This window comes from Duganella sp. GW822-FHT06D06, assembly GCF_058799615.1.
The window spans coordinates 1-4420 of record NZ_JBXALQ010000049.1 but is presented as its reverse complement, the minus strand read 5'-3'; the positions used below and the strand labels follow the sequence as shown (position 1 = coordinate 4420).

Sequence of the window (4420 nt, the reverse complement as noted above, 5' to 3'; positions counted from 1 at the left end):
CTTCAGCGCTTTCGAGCTCAGTGTGATAAGGCGGGAATCCACGGTGTTCATGGGCTGCGCCACAACTACGCGCAAGACCGCTACCGCCAGCTCACCGGCTGGCAATGCCCAGCACGAGGTGGCCCCCGATTATCTCAGCTGGGCCCCGAGCAAAAGCAGCGTGATCACTCGGCGCGCCTGCTGCAGCTTCGAATGCAATCGGTTCTCTGTGGGGGAGTTCTGAGATGTCCAATTTCTGCCGCGAAGCAGCAGCCCGCGGATGCCGCTCCCTCGCTGCAAAAAAGGCGAAACTGCGCTCACGCTACGTGTCGTCACACTCTCTGGAAGCACAAGCTCTTAAGAATTGAATCCATGGGACGAACTTGGGATCGAAACGGCACCAGCTTTGAAGGGGCTTAGGCTCTGAGCAGTTTTTCGCTATCTATGGAGTAGCCTGCATGTTGCATTTCTTTAGCGATATCGTGCTTCCAATTATTGTTCGCAACATAAACAACGCCGCTAACGTCGCCGGGCATCTCTTCGGTGTCCTTTACCAGAGGCGCTACCTTCTCTCGCCCAAGCTTTGCAATTAGAAATCCATGTTCAAAGACCACGTTTTGACGCGCACGGGATTTGTAGATTCCCGCAGCAGCATCCGCCTTTGCGGCGCCAACATCATCCGGAGTGTAGAGAACGATACCGAAGCCTACATCGGTATACGCTTCGATTTTTTCAATAATGGTCATGCCCCCACTCGCTTGCTTATGGAGAATTATAGGCTCGAAGCCAAGCGTTTGAAGGAAAAGAGCAACTTCAGTTTTTAGAGTACTGTCGTGCCCGTGGACAATAAAGACCTTATTGGAGACTGGAGCTGAGGCCGTGTCTTTAATAGTACCCTGGCTCATAATGCTTTTTTTGGCTGAATTATCATAATCCCCACTTTTGATATCCGCAGATAAGGAGTCTAGAAACGCGAGGGTTCTTTCCCCGTCGGTTCGCCAAAATGCGTCGAAGTCGTTCTCTCCGGTCGAACCGAAGGTCATACTATGATGAAGCTTAAGGCGGAGCCTTTCACTTGCGTTTGATAGGTGTTCGTCCAGGAACCTAAAGGTGACAGTTTGCCACGCTTGAAACCGCTCCGAGCCGTAAGATGCGCCTCGATTCCGGTATGCTTGCACGACTTCTCCTAGAAGGCGTTGACGCAAATTATCTATCTTCTCAAGCAATTCATCGGTGTTCACTGCGTATCCTTAATGGTTGTTGTTATGTTAACTGGTCTATGAGTAATGCAGGCCAAACCAATGATCGTGAGACTCGTTGCTCGATCAACCCTAGAGATCATGAGGCCGGATGTAATCGTAACGCAAAGTAGAGCGTAGCAGCGAGGTATATTAGGCATGATCGCGGAGATGAAATTTTTTTTGGAATGAATAACTAAAATGCCTGGAAAGCCGGGTAAACGTGGGCTGTATAGCCCCGCCCGCGCAAGGAGCTAGGAAAAAACTAGGCTGTCGCGAACGGAAAATGGCGGTGGATTGTATCGGATGGGCGATTGCGGTGCTTCTCGCTTTCGCTTACACTTGGCTAATTATCAGTTATTAAATATCCCATGAGCCGAATGAATTTGTTGTCAGAATTGCACCGATCAACGGCTGCAGGCCAGTTAACCGATGAAGCGATTGCTGCTATCACTTCGTTAAGCAGCGTTTTGGCTGAATGCGAGGTATTGGACCTCAAGCGTCAGTTACCCGAAACCGATTTGGAATATTCTAAGACAATTCGGGATCTGGTCGCGATGCACAATTCGTTCGGTGGGTTTTTAGTCTTTGGTGTGGAGGAGCTGGAGAAGGATCGCGAATTTCGGGCTGTTGGGGTTAAGCCTGGGTTATTACAGCCTAATAAAATACGAGACATGATTTCCGCCGCGACGGGATGTCTACTACGTACGAATATTACAAATATTAACCATGAAGGTTTTTATTTGGAAGTGGTATGGATTTCGAAGCGAGACATTGGCGAATCTCCGGTTCGGTTCACAAGAAATGGGCCGGAAGAAAAAGTAGGAAAGCTTCTATACAAAAAGAGTGATGTTGTCTTTCGGAAGCTTGATACGAATGCAGTTGCTTCTGGCGCGGATGATTATGATTTTTTATTTTCGGAACGACGGCCACCAAATATCACCGAACATATAGAGGCACCATTCAAACTTGAGCCTCTGGACAATAATCTCCCAGATAGATCGATTATTTGTTCAAATTTTGTGGGTCGAGATGCGGCTGTCGGAGAGTTGTGGGCATGGTTATCAGATGATTTCTCCCGAGTCAGACTGGTTGCAGGGGAGGGCGGGTTAGGAAAGACCAGCCTCGCATATCGCTTTGCGGAGCTCATAGCAACCCGGCGTGTTCGCCCTTTTAATCGAGTAATTTGGTTGACTGCTAAGCAAAAACAGTTTATTCCAGCTAAAAATGAATATAGAAATGCGACAATTGTAGACTTTGCAGATGCAAATTCGCTCTTCGGCGCCATTGCATCTGCGATCGGTTGTATCGCGTCAGATTTTATTGGGTTGGATACAAAGGGGTTGATGCAGCTCGCACTTGAGACTTGTGAATCGGATCCTAGTTTCATTGTCATTGATGACGTGGACTCGCTTACGCCAGATGATCAGCAACGCGCGATGGAATTCGGACTACGAGCACCTCGATCATCGAAGATTCTTTTGACTACCCGTGTGAATCTATCTTATTCGCCGGACAATGTGTTGAAACTGAATGGATTGCCTCCTGAAGATTTTTCAGAATTTCTTTCAGTCTTGCGCCAGCGATATGGTCTGCCTGCTATCTCGGAGTCACGAACGCTCCGATTACGCGACATAACAGGCGGATCCCCTTTATTTGCAGATTCGCTCGTTAGGCTGGAGCGCCGGGGGCTGTCGCTGGAGCAAGCTATTAATGAATGGAAGGGAGAAAAGGGCATAGAAGTGCGGAAGGCTGCTTTGCAGCGAGAGGTGCAGCAACTTTCACGCGAAGCAAAACGTGTGCTTTATGCGGTCAGCACATTGCGGAGTTGTAGTTTTGTGGAATTAACGCAGGTTGTAGATTACTCGGAACAGACGCTTGGGGATGCATTGCAAGAGCTATCAGGGTTGTTCTTGATTAGTGCTCCTTCCATAGCAAGAGAGGCACGATTCACTGTTGAGCCCAATACTGGCAAGCTTGTGATCGAGTTAACATCTACGCTAGGTATTGACCATACAGCTATTCTTGGGGCTACCAAGAGACTAAAAACCGATGCAATCGGCTTAGGAATTCAGAAACGATCTGGTATTGTAGGCTTAGCCATAAGTGATGCTATTGCTCAACAGCGTGAAGGTGATGCAAAGGGTGCAATAGAGACTATTCGGGCGGCTTCCAAGAAACTCACGAATCCGCATCCTGACCTACTACTTGCGTTAGGACGTTTTTCCTTAAAGCTGCAGAGCCCGAATCTCGAAGAGGCCCACAATTCGTTTGAGCAAGCTTTTGATCTAGGGCAAAGAAAACCTATATTGTTTGATCTATGGTTTGAAACGGAGGTCGCGCGTGGTTCGTTTGAGCACGCTACGATGGTAGCGACGACCGCAATGGAGCATGGGCTTGATCGCTCGAATTGGTACGAACGTAGGGCTGAGGCGAATGTTGCGCTTGCCACGCGTTCTAGCTCGCGGATCTCAAGTGATTCCGCGATTCGTTACCTTGGGCTTGCAATTAAGGATCTTCAAGAAGCAGCAAAGCAAACGAATGGCGAAATAAGGTCGCGAAGAGTTGAAGTGTTAGTTCGACAAGCGGAGAGCCTTCAGCGTCGACTCGAGAGAAAGCGGTGAAACGCTATTCTGCAGCAAGGTTACTTAGAGTCGTCTTGAAATGACTCCGGCCAATACAGGCGCAGCGAGTGTTCAGCTTTTGAATAACGTCAAGCCGTGGAGGATCAACAACCTTGCGATGCCACAACTCCTATCCTACTAGTCGCGGTATTACATAAACTAAGGGGCGGTGAACTAAATAGAAAGCAGAGGCAGAGGCAAAGTCAGATATTTCTGGGTGTTTTTTTGGCGTACTATTGTAACCTGAGAGTTTGTAAGATTTCTGTAAAGAGTAAGGTCGTCAAATAATACTTCCTCGGTGGAGTTTGAAAGTCTAGAGTACGCCCCGTACACTTGCGGCGAAGGTGTGCATCGTAATTAAAATTGGCAGCACAGAGCGCGGCATGTTTGGGGGCATGGAGTATTCAGAATCTGTCGAAGATCAATTGTTGGTTAGTGTGCTTTCATCGATAGGAATCCCCCTCTCCGCCAAGGATACAAAAGCAAAAGCCACCCTCGGGTGGAGGGTGTAAATAATTTTGTGTAAACGGTCATTTGGCAGGACACTGCCGCCATCAAGGAGAAACAATGACCGTTGTA

3 protein-coding genes are annotated in these 4420 nt (G+C 48.3%); 2 read left to right on the top strand and 1 reads right to left on the bottom strand.

Features of this window, described 5'->3' with window-relative positions:
• A partial coding sequence (locus AC1RMD_RS31085; RefSeq protein WP_492932714.1) for a hypothetical protein occupies window positions 1-223 on the top strand: 223 nt, incomplete at its 5' end.
• A 172-nt stretch (window positions 224-395) separates the two neighbouring features.
• Here the strand turns inward: AC1RMD_RS31085 and AC1RMD_RS31080 are convergent.
• On the bottom strand, window positions 396-1220 hold the full coding sequence (locus AC1RMD_RS31080) for a TIR domain-containing protein (RefSeq protein ID WP_492932712.1): 825 nt from the start codon (window positions 1218-1220) through the stop codon (window positions 396-398).
• A 368-nt stretch (window positions 1221-1588) separates the two neighbouring features.
• Between AC1RMD_RS31080 and AC1RMD_RS31075 the strand changes: the two genes are divergently transcribed.
• Window positions 1589-3841, top strand: coding sequence for an AlbA family DNA-binding domain-containing protein (locus AC1RMD_RS31075; RefSeq protein WP_492932710.1), 2253 nt, complete (start codon window positions 1589-1591; stop codon window positions 3839-3841).
• Window positions 3842-4420: the final 579 nt, after the last annotated feature.

What these genes read in the sequence shown, in the direction of transcription:
- AC1RMD_RS31075 (WP_492932710.1), top strand. Translation starts at nt 1,589, where the DNA reads ATGAGCCGAATGAATTTGTTGTCAGAATTGCACCGATCAACGGCTGCA.